Consider the following 18,073-nt stretch of genomic DNA (forward strand, 5'->3'; position numbering starts at 1 on the left):
AGATTAAATAACCTAGGAAAGGCTTAAGTTGAAGCTATTGGTGGTTATTCTTCAGAATCCAATCGCTACAAAACGCTGCGATCCGATCCCACCCGGGTTCAAGCATTAAATAATGGCCGTAACCTACAGCATTATAAAAAGTGGTTGGCGCGCTCTGACGTTTGGCGATTTGGAGTGCCGTAGAGGGCGGTATTGCCAGATCATCGCTGCCAGAGACTATCAAGATGGGACAGCGGATCTTATCGTAATCAATCCTAGTGGTCTTGTTGTTATCGAATAGCCAGAAAAAAAGCTCAAAAAGCACTCGCCCAGACTCCGGCCCCAATCGGCTGAAGACCCGTTGTTGGTCTTCAATATCAAGTTTGTTGAGTCCAAATTTTGCCATTGTTTCAAAATCGGGTAATAGTACTTCCTCCCAAAAGCGGCCGGCAGACATAAACATCTTACCCAGAGCCCGCTCCTGCTTTGTGGTGGGGAGTATCCCCCAATTAACACTTCCGTTAAGCAGTACTATTGCTTCGGTTAGGCCCATGGCGGCCACTTTTTGTGCAATAACACCTCCCAGTGAATGGCCGACCACGATAGGTTTACGGCTTAAAGATTGTACGAATGATACGATGTCAGCGACGTAGTCGGCGATGCTTACTCCCTTAAGAAGTGTTTGCGATTCTTGCGATTTAAGGTTTTCATGATAACGATAGCTAGGGCTATGGCAGTGGAAGCCTTTCTGATTAAAGTACCGATGGAAGTTCTCCATAGTCCAGGGGCCGGCGTTGGTGCCATGGATAAGGACGATGGGCGTATCCATAATAATCTCCCGGTTAATCAACGACTTCTTACACATTGGGTGCGAGTAGAATGCCTATGCGGTCTCCAGGTAATACGCTGTAATCGTACCGTTTAGCTATAGTAGTTCAGACTTGACCTGATAGAGTATCTTCTGAAAAACCGGTAACCGTTAGATCAAGTCTGAACGACTAAATCTTATAGGTTCGCCCTGTGCTGAAATTGCAAATGAATAAAATCAACAAATTTTCTAATTTGAATGGGCATAAAATTCGATTGAGCATATTGCATAATAACTTTTCCCTGGTAGTTTCCTGAAACGTGCCAGTCTGGCAGTATCTCAATAAGTTCACCGGATTCAATTTCTGACTGAACGGTGAAATCCGGAAACGTACTTATGCCCATATGTTGTAAAACAGCCGCTTTTCGAATTTCTGTATGATTTACTGCAAATCGGCTTTGCGTTTTTACAGTGATTTTCTGGTGGGCGTTAGTGAATCGCCATTCATCATCGCCGATTTGTTCGCCTAATGAAATACATTGATGGAGAGCCAGTTCTTCAGGGTGCGCTGGATTTCCATGAATCTCCAAGTATTCCCGACTTGCACACATGACCAAATCGGCATTTGTTAAAGTTTTTGAAATCAAACCTTCCAGTGGTTGATTTGTCAGCCTAAATATCACATCCACTTCTTCTCCCACAGGATCTATAAAATGATCTGCGACCCGAAATTTAACGGATATCCCTGGGTAGCTATCTAAAAATGCCAAGACTATTGGCGAGAGCACATGTTTCGAAAAGGCTTTAGGCGCGGCAATACGAATCACCCCCGCGGCAGCGTCCAACATGCTGTGAGCCGCTTGAACGGCTGATCGTGCCGAATCAAGCATTTGCTTGCACTGCAAGTACACATCCGCCCCAGCAGTACTCAGTTTAACTTGGCGAGTGGTTCGCTCAAGTAGCTTTGTTTGCAGGCTCTTTTCCAGTCGATTTATAGAGCGACTAACGGATGAAGCAGCCATTCCAAGCTTTCTTCCTGCTTGTGAAAAGCTTTCTTCGTCCGCCACTGTGACGAAGACGGTCATCTCCGACAGTAGTGGCATGAGATCAGTATTGTTCATAGCGCAACAATCCTTTGCTTCGGGGGCGCATTGTGCCGATAAAATTACAAGTTATGATGTCCCATGTCAATTTGACATCAGTAATTATCTGTGGTGAAAGGAATTAGCACGTGAAAAAAATTAGAAGTATTGAGGATATCAAGACAGTATCAGGGAGAGTCGATCATATCTTAACGCTATTCAGCGGTGGCCTAGACAGCACATACCTATTAGAAATTCTTAAAGATATGGACGTTAAGGTCACTGCCTTAGCTATTGATCTGGGGGATGGGATTGATACCACACTTCTAAATCATATTGCGGATCACTATGGTATTGATCTGATCATTGAAGATGGTCGCCAGACATTTATTGAGCACTCTATCGTCTCTGCCGTGCAAGCCCAAGCGTTGTATTTGGGTGATTACCCTGTCAGCTCTTCTCTTTCACGCCCGGTTATCGTAAAGCATGCTGTTGCCGTGGCAGAGCAGCTTCAATGCGATGCCATTGTGCACACGGCAAATCAATCGCAAAACAGTTTACGTAGACTAAATGGGGCAATTGAGCGAAGTGAATTTAATGGTTACTACGGTTCTCCATATGAATACTCAGCTATATCACGCGATGACAAAATTTCCGGACTGTCTCTATCTGGACTATTTGAATTTAATAGCAGAAATGTAAGTGGCGATTCGAATTTGTGGTGCCGTGAATTTGAATCAGGCGTTTTAGATAATCCTGAAAAATTTCAGTTGTGCGAATCTCTATTTGATTGGTCGGTTTGGGACCCCAAAAAGCAATTGTCTAAACAAAACCATCAATTGGCCATAACTTTTCATAGGGGGATGCCAATAAAAATAAATAACCAAACCATGAGTCTACTGGACATGGTGATGTTTTTAAATCGACATATTGGAAGTTATCAAATAGGTCGGTATATCGGCTTTGATCATCTTGATTTTGGTGAGAAAGTGTTAGAAATCCGAGAGGCTCCGGCTGCTCACGCGTTAATGGCAGCTTATCATTACCTTGAAACGGCTATTTTAGAAACCGAAGTGTTAAGGATGAAGGCCCAGCAGAGTTTTGCTTGGACCAATGAAGCAGTTGAAGGTCGATGGGGTAGCATGCTGCAAAAGGCCACTCAGGCATTCATTAGCCATACCGCAGAAACGATTACCGGGACAGTGGCCTTCTCTTTATCACGAGGTCAAATGCTAATGAGCGGTATATATGCAGACCAACCCCGGTACCTTAAGGACCGAGATGCATGGGAAATCCAGGTGGCGTATGAGCGTAGCCAGCGTTCTTTAGTACTTAATGAGCCAAGTATGCAAATCGCCGTTAGCGCGTAAGGAGAAAAGCCGTGAATGTATCAGGAAAAATGAAGCCGGATTTTGGCATTGAGGAAAATGTTATTGCTCTAAAATCCAACCATTTCACAATGATTGAAGGGCCCCACATGCAGTCATTGTTAGGTTGCTCTATTGCAGAAGAAAATGAATTTTCCGCGCAATGGAACGAGCTCACTCTCGATCAATATATGGGGGATGGCGGTACATATCGCTTTCGTCGCTATGGACAATTTCAAAAATTTTCTGAGTCAAATAGTCTACAGCTGTTACCTCACGAGCCATATGTGCAAAGCAGTGAAGTCAATTATTTAAATGGCGATGTTAAGCGGATCTTCGATCCTCTTACAGATACTTTTGTACAATCACCGGTTTTGGAGCGAACGTTAATGCTGTTAGCGGATCTTTATGATCAAACATTAGGGCAGAAGTGTGACTGGAACATTCGTTTACACCCTTACCGTATTCAAACCACCTCTGATCAAATTGGGCAGCCTGCTCCTGAAGGGTTACATAGGGATGGGGTAACTTTCATAGCGTCGATGATGCTGCAACGTAGAGACGCGACTGGGGGGGTAACCCGATTAACCGACGATAAACGTCAGCCATTGGCAACAATTGAACTTAAGAATCGATTCGATATTGTTCTATCAGATGATGCAAAGACCTTGCATGATGTCAGCTCGGTGACACCTCTCAATGCAGCTGATATAGGCTACCGAGATGTATTGGTCATCGCATTTACTCTATTGGGGAACGCACCATGAATGCGACGGGTTTCGCCTGGCCTACTCGCGCGGGTATCCCCTGGATAGAGTTACTATTATTGCTGGTAGCCGTATTTTGGGGAACAAGTTACGGTATGACCAAAAGTGCGCTCGTTTATACCAGCGTCTTTATGTTTCTGGCAGTTCGCTTCTTGCTGACCTTTTTGGTTCTATTAATACCTACCTTACGAGACTTTAAGCAAGGGCGAAATAGTGATTGGAGAGCCGCGCTGCCAACAGGGGCGATACTGCTTTTGATTTTTTGTTGTGAGGTATTTGGTGTTTCACAAACAACCGCAACCAATGCAGCCATTCTTATCAGTTTGTCTGCTATCTTCACAGTTTTTGTAGAGATGTGGGTTAATAACAAGAGAATGAATCTTGGTTATTTGGGGTTTGCCTTCGCAAGTATTGTAGGGGTGGCACTGTTAACATTTGATGGGTCTTTCTCTGAATCGTTAAATACCGGTGACCTACTTATTCTAACAGCCGCTTTATTGCGCGCTTTTATGGTAACAACCACAAAACGCTTTACAGAAGGTAAGCAAATAACAACGCTTAGCTTAACTGCCTTGCAATCGCTAGTCGTTGGACTAGGTGCATTGTTTGTTGTGCTGGCCAAACCTGAAATACACTCAACCGGTTTACTTCCAGATGCAACTGAATTTTGGTTTATTACTGGTTACTTGGTGCTTTTTTGTACTTTGTTTGCATTTTTTGTTCAGAACTATGCAGTTAGAAAGCTGTCTCCAACCAAGGTTTCACTGCTAATGGGAAGTGAGCCTTTATTCGGTGCTTTGTTTGCGGTCGTCTGGTTAGGTGAGGCGTTAACATTAATACAGATCGGTGGGGCTATCACAATTTTCGTAAGTGTAATGCTGGTGACTATAAAGAAGGTGGAGTAATAACGTAAATAAGGATTGTTGGCGCCCATGAATTACTTTCTGGGCGCTGCTTGATTTCTGAAGGAGATTTCATCATTAGTGTATTAACTAATACCCTGAACAAATAGGGATTGTATTGTATGCTCTCAATTGTATTTTTTGTGCAGAGAAACACAACAGTTCTGATGGTTTTATAGAATCTTTATACCCGGTCCTGACTATTCCGCTAGTAGTTTTCTAACATTGTTTGAATCAAGAGGTTCAAGTGGTTAGGGCGCTATATAAGAGCCAAGCGTAAGAATCTCAAGAAGATAAATGTATATTTGAGTTTTTTTAGAAGCGTTTACAGGAATCGGACTTTACAGTGTAAGTTTTAGTGGGGCTCGCCAAATATCAAATTCCACTGCGTAATTTAATAAGTTTAAGTGTGGTTTAGCACATTGGAAATGATATTTTACTGGATGGTTATTTTTTATAATGTAGGTTATACATTACTTTACGACAAGGTCGTTCAATTGCGTAAAATAAAGATTAAGTCACTAAGCCTCGGATACGGCGAACGCAGAATTTGCGGCCTTTCCGTTTTCCGCTCTCAATCTTTTAAGTGCTTACGCTGCTATGTTTCGTCTCATCGCAACATAAGCCGTCAGGTCCACGGCGTTGAGCTTGCCAACATACGGTAAATCCTGAAAGAGAAGCCCATGTAACGGTCTTTGGGGTCTCCTCCAGTTAAGGCGCGGTTGATCTGGAGCTTAAGGAGGGAATCGAGGGTTTTGTAAAGAAGATTGATAGGGCACCGGATAAAACACACCCAGTGCCCCCGCTTTTCTGTGTCTTAGTTTTGCGGATCGTTACCTACCTTCCACTGATAAAACACTCCGGGCATCACTAAGAGCACAAAGAACAGTGTTGTTATCGTACCCCCCACCATGGGTGCGGCAATTCGTTTCATCACATCGGCGCCGGTGCCATCGGAAACCATCACTGGAATTAGCGAGATTAACAAAGTGAGGCTGGTCATCAGCATGGGGCGGATACGGCCGGCGGCTGCCTGGGCGACTGCCTTGGTGGCGGTAGGGCTCTGCTGGAGCCTGTTATCACCAGTGGCAGATAGGTAGTGCAGCATTAGTAGCCCCATCTCTGCGGCGAGGCCGGCCATGGCGATCATGCCGACCCAGACGGCGACACTGAGCTTGTAGTCGAGCAGGTACAGCAGCCAGAAGGCGCCGATTAATGCCATTGGCATGGCGGCAAGTACAAACAGGGTATCGGATAGCCTGCCGCGGTGGAGGTAAAGTAGGAAACAGACGGCAAGTAGGGTCAGCGGCACCAGCCATTGGAGGCGGGACTTGGCGCGCTCCAGGTATTGGTATTGCCCGGCCCAGGCAATCCGTTGGCCTGGAATCAGGTTTACCTGGTCTGCGACAACCTGCTTGGCCCGATTCACATAGTCCGCAACACCCACACCGCCTTTAAGATCGACAAAAACCAAGCCCACCAATTGTCCATCTTCATTGCGAATCATGGGAGGACCGGTGCGGAAGTCCAGGTCGGCCAGTTGGTTGAGGGGTACCTGTGAGCCATCGGAAGCCGGCACCAAGATTTGCTCCAGCTGTTCAGGCGTATCCCGGAAATCACGGGCGTAGCGCACGAGTACATCGTAACGCTCGCGACCTTCGATGGTTTGGGTTGCGGCCAGGCCACCGGCCGCTGCGGAAATTACGTCTTCGATATCCTGAACATTCAAGCCATGGCGGGAGGCCCGCGCACGATCGATATCAAAGTCTAAAAAGTAGCCGCCGGTAAGGCGCTCGGCAAAAACGCTGCGGGTTTCTTCCGCGGTGCGATGGTCGCTACGCAAGGCTTCTTCGATAGCAAGCGCCGTTTGCTCGATTTGTTCAAGGTTGTCACCAAATACCTTGATACCCAGTTGGCTGCGAATACCGGTAGCGAGCATCTCGGTGCGGGTTTGAATTGGCATCCACCAGATATTTGGCATGCCGGGGTAGCGCAGTTTTTCATCCATTTCCGCCAGAAGGTCGTCCCAGGTCATACCCGGCCGCCATTCGCTTTTGGGTTTTAGGGTGATGACGGTTTCCACCATGGAGAGCGGTGCGGGATCGGTAGCGCTGTTGGAGCGACCAATTTTACCAAATACCCGCTCAACTTCCGGGAAGGTTTTCAGTTCTGCGTCCATTTGTTGAAGCACTTTACCAGCTTCCGTCACAGACATGCCGGGTAGGGCGGTGGGCATATAAAGGATACTGCCCTCGTTTAGCGGCGGCATAAATTCGCCGCCCAGCTTGCTGATGGGATAGGCCACGGAGATCAGGGCCAACACCGCGAGCGCCACCACCAGTTTGCGTTGACGCACACAGAAATGGATTACCGGCTGGAGGGTAGAGATCAAAACACGGGAAATTGGATTATCCCTGGTGCGTATTTTGCCGCGCATTAACAGAACGGCGAGGGCCGGAATCAATGTGATAGCTAACAGTGCAGCGAAGGCCATACTGTAGGTTTTGGTATAGGCAAGGGGTTTAAACAGCCGACCCTCAGTCGCCTCCAAGGCGAAGACCGGCATAAACGATACGGTAATAATAATCAGGGAGAAGAAAATACTCGGGCCGACTTCCTGCATAGCCTGGATTATCAGCTTCCTTCGCTCGCCAGAAGATAAAGCTTTGTCGCCTACCGTGGCCAACTTTTTATGGATGTTATCCACCATTACTACAGCGGCATCCACCATGGCCCCAATGGCCACGGCTATCCCACCTAGCGACATGATATTGGCGGTCAGTCCCTGTAGAGAGAGCGGGATAAAAGCTAATAACACGGCAATGGGTAAAGTAATTACCGCTACCAATGCGGAGCGAACGTGGAGCAGGAAAATAGCGATCACGGCGGCGACCACCAGTATTTCTTCAATCAGGGTATTTTTCAGGTTGTCGATCGCGCTGTTAATCAGCTGGGAGCGATCATAAGTGACTACCAGCTCAACCCCCTCGGGTAAGCCAGCCCGGAATTGTTCGATGCGCTCCTTAACGCTTTCGATGACCTTCAAGGCGTTTTCACCGTAGCGCATTATCACGATGCCACCGACGGTTTGACCCTCGCCATCCAGTTCAGCGATACCGCGCTGCATGGCCGGTCCCAAGGTGATATCGGCAACCTGATCCAGAGTTACAGGAATTTTTGCCGTATTTACCCCGATAACGACATCTTCGAGATCATCAACACTGCGGATATAACCTCGCCCGCGCACCATATGTTCATGGCCGGCGATTTCCAGTACACGCCCCCCGGTGTCGTTGTTACTGCGACGAATGGCTTCGACCACTTTACCCAGGGGGACTTTAAACATCTGCAGGCGGTGGGGATCGATTTGAACCTGGTATTCCTTCTCGTAGCCGCCGATGGAAGCAACCTCCGCTACGCCTTCTACGGAAGTCAGCCAGTAGCGCAGTTTAAAATCCTGTAGGGCGCGCAGCTCCTGAAGATCGTGCTTGCCGCTGCGGTCCACTAAAGCGTACTGGAATACCCAGCCGACTCCAGTGGCATCTGGACCCAGCGTGGGCTGGACATCTTCCGGGAGTTGGCCGGCTACCTGGTTGAGGTATTCGAGCACCCGCGAGCGCGCCCAATAAATATCGGTGCCATCCTCAAAAATGGCGTAGACAAAACTGAGCCCAAAGAAGCTCTGCCCCCGCACATATTTGACTTTGGGCAGCCCCAACATGGCAGTGGAGAGGGGATAGGTGATCTGGTCTTCTACCAGGTCCGGACTGCGGCCGGGCCAGTCCGTCATGATAATCACCTGGGCATCGGATAAATCCGGAATTGCATCCAAGGGAACGTTGGTGAGGGCGCGATATCCAGCCAGCGCGGCAATGGCCACAAGTAGCAAGGTGATTCCCGGTTTGCCGGCACAGGCGCCAATAATACGGGCGATAAGCCCCTTGGGTTCGCGATTTACCACTGCTGCACCCCCGACTTCAGGCGGCTTTCCGCGGCAATCAGGAAAACACCGGAGGTGATGATTTTATCACCGGCCTGCAGCCCTGACCGAATCACGATACGGTCGCTATCACCATAACCGGTGCGCACCTGAACCGGCTCCAGGCGGCCCTGACCCAGATCGCGGAATACAATGCGCTTCTTGCCGGAAATCAGCACCGAATCCCGCGGCACAACTAATAGGTTGCCCAGTTCAGCGCTCAACATAATGTCGGCAAACAGGCCGGGACGCAGTTGGCCATCGGTATTGGGCAGGGCAACGCGCAGGCGTGCACTGCGATTGCTGTGATTGAGGAAGGGGTCAATTTGGGTAAGAGTGGCCGGGATTTCCTCGTGGTAGACGTTGGTTAAGCGCACCTTGGCAGGCATACCCTTTTCCAGCAACGGCAGCTGGTCTTCGTAGGCGTGGGCCTCAATCCAGACATGGCTCAGGTCGGCGACACGCAGCAGGTTGTCGCCCTTTTCAAATGCTGAGCCGGCGACAATGTTCTTTTCGATAATCACACCGCTGGCGGGGGCGAAAATCGGGACATAGTCCTGCGCCTTTTGCTGCTCGACCAGCCAGTCTATTTGTTCTTCGGAGAGCCCCCACAAGAGCAGACGTCTGCGCGCGGCTTTTTCAAGGGAGTTGCCTCGGCGGCGGGCCTTAAGATATTCGTCCTGCACCGCGAGTAGTTCAGGGCTATATACAGAAAACAGCACATCGCCGCGTTTGACCTCTTTGCCTTCAAAGTCCGCATCCAAATCACCAATCCAGCCATCGAAGCGCAAACTGATATCCCGCAGGCGGGTCTCGTCGTACGTTACCTGGCCGTGCAAGTGAATGGGTAGGGTGAAGGGCCGCCTTTCAACCGTGCCGGTTTTAATACCGATAGCCTGACGTCTACTGCTTTCAACGACGATGCTGCCGCTTTTCAATTCATCGTGACGAACCGGTTGTAAATCCATACCACAGATGGGGCAGGTGCCGGCCTCCGCTGCCCGTACCGACGGGTGCATAGCACAGGTGTAGTAAGCGGTATCGGAGGCCTCAGGTGCTGATTTCAAGCGCAGACCTTTGCGATTGGTGCTCATATCAAAGGCCAGGTCCACATGGCGATCGTGGCCGGTCGCTACATCTATCACCATGGGCCAAGAACCCACCATCGCGAGCTCGATCTCACCCTGGAAAATGCCGGGGCTGGTCTCGTTGATATCGGCCTGGGCACGCATCGCCGGCATGGCACCCATTGCGGGCATTTCTGCTACTGCACGAACTTCGGCTCCGCTGACTGGTTGGTTTTCTCTGTCCCTAACTTCGATATGAATCTGGTTCTTACCAGCGCGGGGCTGCTGTGGATCTACAGTTACGGCAATCTGGAAGGGGCCGGCAGGAATAAACTCCATATGGGCGGTCACAGCCAATCCGGTCGTTTTCTTCCAATAGAAGGCCGCGCCCGCCGCCACCAGCAAAATAACGAAAGAAACGAAGCTCAGTGTTTTGGCGCGGCTCATTGCACACCGCCAAAGACAGAGGGGATGAGGATTTGGGTACCGAGCTTCGTGCAAAGTTGGGCGCCAAGTTGACTAGCAAAGGTACTGCCCATTTCTTTGCTGCTACGGGCAGCAACGGCTTGTAGGGAAATCAAAGGGTTCACTCCTGGAACAATCTTTCTGAAGCCCAACAGCAGCAATGACAAAAGTCTAAAGACGCATGGTGCTGCGGGAAATTTCGTAAGTCAGAGAGAGGGAGTGATCAAATACGCAGGCGCAGAGTGGCCAACCAGGTTCTATTACCTGGGTAGCTGGAGGCTAGGGGGAAGGGTGTAACCGCGTTGGGCGCTGGTGGGGCCAAAATTTGCGGCCACTGGTAAGTGGGTGGTGGTGCCAGCTGAGGAAGTTCCAGGCCAAGGAAGGCAGCGTTTAAGGCGACTTCGTGATCATCCAGGGAGGTCTTGAGAGAGACCCGGGCATCGTATTCACAGCAGTCGACATCATCCGGCTGCGAGTTGGTAACCATGTGGTCACAACAACACTCCGCTGCCGGCTCCGGGCTCTCCATCATTTCGCAGGCAAGTACGGTTTGCACCTGGAACATCACCAGGAGCAGGGCCGCCATAACAATTAGTTTGGCGCGAAATGTGGAGGAGTAGTGCTTCATTACTGATAAATCATACACCAGAGATTGGCTGTCCGACAAAGATTGTCTTCACCACGTGACTGACTGGTGTTCTCAGGTTTCTCCAGGCAATGAAACATCTAAACGAGACTCAGCAATTTCCCATGAGCCCTATGGTGGGAATTCCGACATCCATTTTCTCTTCGAAGCAGGCTTCCAAGCGATAATTAAGCAGTGCCCCTCTTAATAATGGGCCAAGTCACATATAGCTATCGAAAGCGACATAAGGTTCCCCAATGCCATTCCTTCCAAATGCCGTCTTATTGTTGATTTCTTTAATGAGCATCATCTTTACAGCTTCGGCTGTCGCTAGCTCTACTCAAGATGCCTTACAGATATTGCATGCTACGGCGAATGATCTCAATAAGAAAATTGATAGCGACTGGATACTGAGTAGGGAACGGAATTTGACAGCTTGGCTGCGAATGAAAGCAGTTCGCCAAGCGAGTTATGACGGTGAAGACTTGTCTTTCCTCCAAAAGCACGGCCTTGAAAAAAAGAGTCCGACTTGGTATGAGGTGAATTTAAAAGAACATCCTGAGTGGATGACCGCATACCGGTTGCTAATGCCGTTATCCTCTTGGCGAGGACTGCCTGAACACCAAGCTAAACTTTATGAACTTGGCATGACGGTGGTTGAAGTCAATAGACTCACTGGCTATATCCTGGCCAATGATATTCAGGAAATAACGATCCAGGCAGCGTTGGATTTTTTACGGGAGGAGGAGTCCACTTACGTAAGTAGATTTCTTCAAGGAGGTGAAGACTTTTCCTTAATCTATTTAGAATTTGTGGATAAGTTTTACGCGCTCTCACATGTATTGGAAACCGATTGGGCGATAGGCCTGTTTAACCTGTTCGATCGTGATGGTCAAGATATTTTATTGACTTACAGTTTGTCGAAAGTTAACTCCCGGATAGGTCTGGGGAAGAGTAGTTTTAGCCTGGATGAGAAGGTTGACATATTCATGGGGTATTTTCTCTCTGGAGGATTTCATGCATCAACGAAAGAGTCATTGCAGAGACACAAAGAGAGAAGGCGAGCCGATAGAGCTAAAATTAATGTGGAATTTAAACCCCCGACCGATAATGCCATGAATGAGTGTCGCTGCGCCCCAAAGCAATGTTCGTATACCCATCCTTGAGTAATTTCTTGGTATCGCTTGCGTGGCCCAATCATAATTTTGAGTGGTAGTAGCAATGGTTGTAAGAAGGATCTGTATTTGTCTTTTCGTGCTCCTCATTTCATTGCCTTCACTAGCAGAGGATGCCACTCCCGCAACTGAATCCTACGGCCCCCTTAGAAAAATGACCAACCTTTGGCTAAGAGGGGAGATTAGCAAAAGGCAGATTAGAGAGCTGGCGCTAAGTGGACGCTACGTTAACAACTCCGATAATGATAATGCGCACGTTTCATTTTTTCTGGATGAGATGCAGATAGTTGTTCGTGGATCATCGGTAGCAGGGCGTTCCGCTCAAATAAATATCCAGGTAAATGAGTCCAAATTTGATCTGGATTATGATCTCGTTTCAATGCACCTTCTTATTAATGGCCATGGTAGTGGGCTCTCCAATGAGCAGAAATTCCTTCTGATTGTAATGCGATATCGATTGGCAGCCGAAGGTTGGAGTAAATCTCTTGGTATAGATCAAATGGAAAAGAGCCTGATCTATCGGACCCTAAATTATCTCTCCGAAATGCCGGCAGACTATAAGATGTGGGTGATGGCTAAGGAAATCAAATACCCTCTACATTGATAAGCGGGCCCATCAAGCAAACATGCGTTGAATGTTCCTTATATTTCATTCAGCTTCGTTCGTGCTGAAGAGTTTGTCCATCCACGAATAACTCACCAACGCCTTAAGTCCCACAAATCTAATGCTCTATTGGCTTGTAGGATGCTGGTCCAATGGAGGTCTCAAAAGATATAAGATTCTAGTCCGTCAATATGGAATAAAAATATCCTTTGGTGATTTTGATTATTTGGTACAGATGTCAATAAGAAATTGGTGATACTTATCGTCCCAAGCTTGTATCCCAATAAAAAAACACTAATCTCAGACTTTTTTCCTGAAATGGATTTGTATGCAAACTCGGATTTCACAGTTGGATCTATTAAGAGGTATTGCCCTGTTGGGAATTCCTTTTATGAATGTGGTGAGCTTTTCAATGCCCATGGCCGCCTACTTAAATCCAAAGGCTTATTTTAGCGATGGGCCATTCAATGATCTTGTTTTTATTGTTTTGCATCTAATTGCGGACCAAAAATTCATGGGGTTGTTTGCCATGCTTTTCGGGGCGGGCATTGTCTTACTGGCTGAGAAACGATTATACCAACAAAAATCTGCTGCCAAGATTCATTACAGTCGTAATTTCTGGTTGTTGCTTATAGGTTTGCTCCATGCAATCTATATCTGGGAGGGCGACATACTTACTGTTTATGCCATTGTCGCTATGGTGCTTTATGTGTTCCGTTGGCTACGTGGCGGTTGGTTCATTACTCTGGGAGTTTTGAGTTTAATAGGCGCTGTACTACTTTCAAATTATACCGGAGCTTTGTTATCGGGGCTTGGTGGGGAAGCTAAATATATAGTCTCAGATATCTTTCAGTAAAACTGAATGCAAAGCGAGCTTCACTTAATATGATTTCAGCTGTTACAAATCAAGGAGCAGTGGGCTTTCAAATTTACGAAGGGAGTATAAATGCCGATAGATTGATTGGTTTTCTTAAGCGATTAATCAAAGCAGTAGGCCGCAAAGTTTAGCTTATTCTAGACAGCCTTAGAGTGCATCATGCTCGAGTGGTTAAAGCTTGGCTGTTAGAACACGAGAGTGCGATAGAAATTATTTATTTGCCATCGTATTCACCCGAACTGAATCCAGATGAATATTTGAACTGCGACCTTAAAGGGGGTGTACATAGTGGAATTCCAGTACGATCCAAAAAAGTTGAAAAATAAAATACTTTCTCATATGAGAATGCTACAAAAGAAGCCCGCACGCGTAGCTTCCTATTTCCAGCATGAGTCAATTAAATATGCAGCATAAAGGAACTATTAGTTCGCTGAGTTAATAATTCTGTGCCCGTAGGCACAGAATTAAGTAGTTTATATAGATGTTCTGTAATAATTCAAGGTTATGGCTGTCATTCAGATTCCACTGTGATCACTAAAGTACCTGTAAATGGACCATCGCTTTCCCTGCCTCCCCAATCAGAGAAGGGAATTGCGATATCAAATCTTGCATTATTATTTGCGCAGTCACTTGCTTGAAGCATTAGCCCCTGCCTGGGCACTCCAGCTGTCACTGGTGTAGCTATTCCACCCGTGCTATTGGAAAAAAGAACATCGTACATGATAGGAGAGGTACCATTACTACTGATTAGGAAAAAGCTTGGGTCCGTACCAGCATTTGCAAATGTGATACCAAAGGTACTAAACCCTGTTCCTGCAACGCAAAATGAATCCGTGCCCAGCGCAAAATCCCCTGGGGTAGGGTCCGAGATAGTTACAGGATCGACGTTATCTATTATTATGTTTTCATTGAATTGCAGTGTGATTGCGCTTGATTCCTGATCTGTAGCGGATAGCGCGGGTATAGCAGCGCTCATGGCCATACTGATAACGACTATTAAAAATATTAACTTTGAAGTATGAATATTCATGACGTACTTCCTTGTAAAAAAATCAATGACACTCGCACTAAAAGCAACACAAATTATCCAGAGTATAATATTGGCCACTTAAAGAGCTTTTTGACCTTAAGAGGGTAGTCTAAGATCTACGATGAAAAATATTTGAGATTACTTTCATCTTAAATTGAGAATATATTACCAGGAAGAAGACTGGGATCGCGGCCGTGACTCTGCCGGTGAGCAATCTTTATCTTCAGAACAGGGTATTGGGCCGGACTCCACGCCGCCGGGGCGTCACGCTGTTGCATGAAATGCGTTCCCGTGAAATAGATGTTGTTGTTGCTTCAGATAATACACGGGACCCCTTTTGCGCCTACGGGGACCTCGATCTGATCGAAGTCCCGTAGGCGACTCGTATTCTGCACCTGGACCATCCGGTTGGAGACTGGGTTCGGTCAATAACGACCACGCCGGCGGATATCATGGGGATTTCTGCCGGTCGGATCGGGGCTGGTGAGTCGGCGGACCTGGTTCTCTTTCGTGCGCGCAATTGGAATGAGCTCCTATCACGCCCAAGCGGTCCGCGGCATGTGCTGCGCGCGGGGCGCAGCATCGATCAGGACTTGCCGGATTACCGCGAACTGGATCATCACATGCAAATGCACATGGGAGAGCAACGCCCATGACTGATATCTCCGCTTTGAAAGCGAATCTCCACGGTATCAAGGTCGAGGACGATCCACGGATAGTGAGAAAAAAGAGTCGGGATTTCTTCTGGTTCTCCCCAGTCCTTAAAGAGCAACTTGATGGTGTGACAGGTGATCTGCTGGTCAGCCCGAAGAATGTTGACGAGGCCATCCGCGTTCTAAAGGCGTGCTATGCCGCGGACATTCCGGTGACAGCTCGAGGGGCAGGGACCGGCAATTATGGTCAGGCCATGCCACTTTCCGGTGGCGTTGTCCTGGACTTGTCAGAAATGGATGCTGTTATGGACATTAATTCAGGCGTTGTTGTTGCCGAGCCTGGAGCCGTTATGGCGGATATCGATGCGCAGACGATATCCCGGACCGGTCATGCGCTGCGCATACATCCCTCCACATACCGTATCGCGACGATTGGAGGATTTCTCGCGAGTGGAGCTGCGGGAGTTGGTTCAGTGAATTGGGGTGGGCTCAGGGATCTGGGCAACGTCATCCGTTTACGAATGGTAACCATGGAGCCGGAGCCGAAAGTTCTGGAGCTGACAGGCAGTGATGTACAAAAGGTTCTACACGCTTACGGTACGACAGGCATCATCACCGAGATCGAAGTACCACTGACGGAAGCTTATGACTGGGTCGATGTGCTCGTCGGTTTTGATGATTTTATAAACGCGATCCGTTTTTCCGAAGAGCTGGCCAACATGGATGGCCTTTTGACAAAAAATATCACTGCGATTGAGGCGCCGTTGCCCTATGACTATTTTTTGCGACACAAAAAATTTATCCGCAAGGAGCAGTCCGTTGTTGTTGCCATGGGGGCATTGGATGGACTCCTGAGCCGATCATCAGGTGCTGGGATGTTGTACCGCTCCGATAGGGCAACCGCCGAAGATATCGCGCATTTGCCTCCGGCTTATGAATTCGCCTGGAACCACACAACCTTGCGAGGCTTAAGTGTTGATCCGTCAATTACTTATCTTCAGGTGCGTTATCCTGATGTGAACCCGCTTGAGACAGTCAGCAAGTTGCAGGGCATATTTGCTGAAGAGTTGCAGGACCATCTGGAGTTTATCCGCTACAACGGACGCCTAGTCCCCATTGGTCTGCCCATTGTTTGCTTCACGGATAAAGCCCGGCTTGATGAAATTATCAAGCGGCATGAGGCGCTCGGGTGTACGATTTTCAATCCGCACCGCTACACCCTGGAAGAAGGGGTTATGAAGCAAATCGACCCGGTGCTACTTGCATTCAAAAGGCAGACGGACCCCAAGGGGCTACTCAATCCGGGCAAGATGATCGCCTGGGACCATCCCGACTATAGGTTTGATAGTGATCAAGGGTTTTTGTTTCCGGGTTTGCAGCGTTCGTAAACTTACGCTGTTCACTGGAGCCTCGATAGGCAGAATAGTCGGATAATTAAAGACTTAAGGGCAAAGTGCATGGATGTTCTCGCTCATCCCTGCGAAACGAGTGTTGATGCTGTTTTAGCCGGAGCTATGTTTCCATTTCTCTCCAAATTACAGCGGGAACTTTATTGGTTCGTGTAACCCTCTGTAGTTTTTGTACCCGTTTTACCAGAAATGAGTTGGGGTATTGATGGACCATTGAAGCTAAATTGTGAATGCCGTTTAATATTTGTTTACTTACCTGCTTCGGTTCGGCAGCGCCAGTGAAAGTAATGGTAAAGACACTGGCCTCCCTGATAGCTGTCTCTTTTTTGCTTCGTGTGAGAATCAGCTGGACCTCCTCAACACCAGGAACCTGCTCTGCGAGTTCGATGACTTTACCAGTACTGATCAGTGCACTCAGTAGGCTTACTGAATCATCCGCACGCCCTTCAATAACTAGCGCCTCTGAGCGCCCACAGCGGCAGCTGGCCGGTTTAATCCTATCGCCCAATCGATAACGTAAGAGGGGTACTGTCCAACCATTGCCAATACGTGTAAGTAAAGCCCCGCGCTCCTGAGGCTCTATTAGTTGATCCGCCAAAAGGTGATAGGTGTCGCGGTCACACTCGGGACCATTGACCGCAATACTATGAGTTTCCACTGAACCATAGTCACACCAGAAGCCGGCACTGGGGAAGGCTTTGCGCACAGTTCTATATTTTTTCTCGGTCCAGGGTTCGGCCAACCAGATAATGGTATTGATTGCCAGCTCATCACCTCGATCCAAGATTCCCTTAGCGAAGTCAGCCAATCCAGTAGGAGCACCGGCTAGTGTATTAACGCCGACTTTCCGGAACATGGGCAGCCAAGTAGCGACTTCCGCTGGTGTAAAAGGCCCTGTAGGTGCGCTTACAGCCCGGCTTTGTTCCACAAGGGCTTGAATGAAATAATGGGCACCCCATAGTCGCCCCGGATTAAATAGATTAAGAACCACATTGCCCGGTCCGAGTGGACGCCACTCGGATAACAGCCTCCCTAAAGCCTGATGAAAGGGGGTGTACGCCAGTTTGGGGTTACCTGTAGTCCCGCCGCTAGACATTAAGATGGCACCATTCTCGCGAGCAAAAGCCCCAGTGATTCGCAGTATTTCCTCCGGGCCACTGATTGGTAGATCTTCTATACAGCGGGCACCATCCCGAACTTTGAGACCGCCGTGTTTGGATATTTCCCTGGCATGGGTTATTAATTCATCCCACTCGATATTCCCTATACTCATACTTAGCAGCC

General features: G+C 48.1%; 16 protein-coding genes. 9 read left to right on the forward strand and 7 right to left on the reverse strand.

Translation table 11 applies throughout. The features are described 5' to 3' along the window. Positions 1 to 34: 34 nt before the first annotated feature. Both Q1A69_RS14985 and Q1A69_RS14990 read right to left on the reverse strand, forming a co-directional pair. Complete coding sequence (locus Q1A69_RS14985; RefSeq protein WP_299586994.1) at positions 35 to 808, reverse strand: alpha/beta hydrolase; 774 nt, start codon at positions 806 to 808, stop codon at positions 35 to 37. Between the two features lie 176 nt (positions 809 to 984). Then, a complete protein-coding gene (locus Q1A69_RS14990) occupies positions 985 to 1,908 on the reverse strand; it encodes a LysR family transcriptional regulator (protein WP_299586996.1) in 924 nt (307 codons plus the stop codon). A 110-nt stretch (positions 1,909 to 2,018) separates the two neighbouring features. Here Q1A69_RS14990 and Q1A69_RS14995 point away from each other — a divergent pair, with 110 nt between their 5' ends. From Q1A69_RS14995 to Q1A69_RS15005, 3 genes are read left to right on the forward strand one after another with little or no spacing between them, the layout of a single operon-like run. Then, positions 2,019 to 3,239: an argininosuccinate synthase-related protein gene (locus Q1A69_RS14995; protein WP_299586999.1), complete on the forward strand. Its 1,221-nt coding sequence runs from the start codon at positions 2,019 to 2,021 to the stop codon at positions 3,237 to 3,239. Positions 3,240 to 3,250: 11 nt separating this feature from the next. Next, entirely contained in the window at positions 3,251 to 4,003 is a 753-nt protein-coding gene (locus tag Q1A69_RS15000; protein ID WP_299587001.1) for a 2OG-Fe dioxygenase family protein, read from the forward strand. Continuing rightward, a complete protein-coding gene (locus tag Q1A69_RS15005) occupies positions 4,000 to 4,908 on the forward strand; it encodes a DMT family transporter (RefSeq protein ID WP_299587003.1) in 909 nt (302 codons plus the stop codon). The genes Q1A69_RS15000 and Q1A69_RS15005 overlap by 4 nt, the downstream gene beginning before the upstream one ends. A gap of 814 nt (positions 4,909 to 5,722) precedes the next feature. Here the strand turns inward: Q1A69_RS15005 and Q1A69_RS15010 are convergent. The 3 genes from Q1A69_RS15010 to Q1A69_RS15020 all read right to left on the reverse strand — a co-directional run bounded on the left by Q1A69_RS15010 (position 5,723) and on the right by Q1A69_RS15020 (position 11,083). Continuing rightward, on the reverse strand, positions 5,723 to 8,866 hold the full coding sequence (locus Q1A69_RS15010) for a CusA/CzcA family heavy metal efflux RND transporter (RefSeq protein WP_299587005.1): 3,144 nt from the start codon (positions 8,864 to 8,866) through the stop codon (positions 5,723 to 5,725). Further along, complete coding sequence (locus tag Q1A69_RS15015) at positions 8,860 to 10,398, reverse strand: efflux RND transporter periplasmic adaptor subunit (protein ID WP_299587008.1); 1,539 nt, start codon at positions 10,396 to 10,398, stop codon at positions 8,860 to 8,862. Before Q1A69_RS15015 ends, Q1A69_RS15010 begins: the two co-directional genes overlap by 7 nt. Positions 10,399 to 10,639: 241 nt before the next feature. Continuing rightward, the gene (locus Q1A69_RS15020) at positions 10,640 to 11,083 is read right to left on the reverse strand and encodes a hypothetical protein (RefSeq protein ID WP_299587011.1); all 444 of its coding nucleotides are present in this window, start codon (positions 11,081 to 11,083) and stop codon (positions 10,640 to 10,642) included. 215 nt (positions 11,084 to 11,298) lie between these two features. Between Q1A69_RS15020 and Q1A69_RS15025 the strand changes: the two genes are divergently transcribed. From Q1A69_RS15025 to Q1A69_RS20420, 4 genes are all read left to right on the forward strand, one after another. After that, entirely contained in the window at positions 11,299 to 12,207 is a 909-nt protein-coding gene (locus tag Q1A69_RS15025) for a hypothetical protein (protein WP_299587014.1), read from the forward strand. A gap of 55 nt (positions 12,208 to 12,262) precedes the next feature. Continuing rightward, the gene (locus Q1A69_RS15030) at positions 12,263 to 12,820 is read left to right on the forward strand and encodes a hypothetical protein (protein ID WP_299587016.1); all 558 of its coding nucleotides are present in this window, start codon (positions 12,263 to 12,265) and stop codon (positions 12,818 to 12,820) included. A gap of 328 nt (positions 12,821 to 13,148) precedes the next feature. Next, complete coding sequence (locus Q1A69_RS15035) at positions 13,149 to 13,676, forward strand: hypothetical protein (protein WP_299587018.1); 528 nt, start codon at positions 13,149 to 13,151, stop codon at positions 13,674 to 13,676. A gap of 155 nt (positions 13,677 to 13,831) precedes the next feature. Next, positions 13,832 to 14,023, forward strand: a complete 192-nt coding sequence (locus Q1A69_RS20420; protein ID WP_366525593.1) for a transposase — start codon at positions 13,832 to 13,834, stop codon at positions 14,021 to 14,023. 185 nt (positions 14,024 to 14,208) lie between these two features. Here Q1A69_RS20420 and Q1A69_RS15040 read toward each other — a convergent pair whose 3' ends face one another. Further along, positions 14,209 to 14,727, reverse strand: a complete 519-nt coding sequence (locus Q1A69_RS15040; protein ID WP_299587020.1) for a hypothetical protein — start codon at positions 14,725 to 14,727, stop codon at positions 14,209 to 14,211. Between the two features lie 452 nt (positions 14,728 to 15,179). On the opposite strand from Q1A69_RS15040, the gene Q1A69_RS15045 reads away from it, so the two are divergent. Together Q1A69_RS15045 and Q1A69_RS15050 are read left to right on the forward strand one after the other, a co-directional pair. Beyond that, complete coding sequence (locus Q1A69_RS15045; RefSeq protein WP_366525592.1) at positions 15,180 to 15,383, forward strand: hypothetical protein; 204 nt, start codon at positions 15,180 to 15,182, stop codon at positions 15,381 to 15,383. Continuing rightward, entirely contained in the window at positions 15,380 to 16,768 is a 1,389-nt protein-coding gene (locus tag Q1A69_RS15050) for an FAD-binding oxidoreductase (RefSeq protein WP_299587023.1), read from the forward strand. Before Q1A69_RS15045 ends, Q1A69_RS15050 begins: the two co-directional genes overlap by 4 nt. A gap of 124 nt (positions 16,769 to 16,892) precedes the next feature. On the opposite strand, the gene Q1A69_RS15055 is transcribed toward Q1A69_RS15050, so the two are convergent. After that, entirely contained in the window at positions 16,893 to 18,062 is a 1,170-nt protein-coding gene (locus Q1A69_RS15055) for an AMP-binding protein (RefSeq protein WP_299587025.1), read from the reverse strand. Positions 18,063 to 18,073 lie beyond the last annotated feature (11 nt).

This window comes from uncultured Microbulbifer sp., assembly GCF_947498635.1.
GTDB classification, from domain to species: domain Bacteria; phylum Pseudomonadota; class Gammaproteobacteria; order Pseudomonadales; family Cellvibrionaceae; genus Microbulbifer; species Microbulbifer echini.